This is a genomic window from Salinimicrobium oceani, from assembly GCF_012037645.1.
This window is the reverse complement of sequence record NZ_JAAVJR010000780.1, coordinates 1-418: the sequence shown is the minus strand read 5'-3', so window position 1 is coordinate 418 and position 418 is coordinate 1. Positions and strand designations below refer to the sequence as shown.

The window sequence follows — 418 nt, the reverse complement described above, 5'->3', positions numbered from 1 at the left end:
GGATCAAACCAAAGGTTCCAGCACCTACAGGGAAAGCCTGCGCAGGCAGGTTTATGCCCGCACGAATAATGTCGAAGCTCAGATAAGTGACCTGCAGGAGAATATTGATGTTAATCCGCAGGATGAAAAGGATTATTTGAATCTCATTTTTGTTTACAGCGAAAATGGGCAAATAGAAGAGGCTTATGCTACGGCAAAGGAGCTGCTAAAAGTAAATCCTGAATCTCAGTTGGTGCATCTTGCCCTTTACAAATTCTATATCGCCGATAAAGAGCCGGAAAAAGCTGTGAATTCCATGGAGATTCTTTTGGAAAGCGACCAGATCGATGAAGTAACAAAATACCAGGCCCTCAACGATTTTTTAATTTATGTGACCGAAAATCCATCTTTGGAAGAGGATTTGATAAGACTGGTTGAA

Annotated in this window: 1 protein-coding gene; it reads left to right on the top strand. The window is 41.6% G+C overall.

Annotated elements, in window-relative coordinates; translation table 11 throughout:
• Positions 1–418 (top strand): tetratricopeptide repeat protein (locus HC175_RS19370; protein ID WP_168139772.1); only part of this gene is annotated, 418 nt, incomplete at both ends.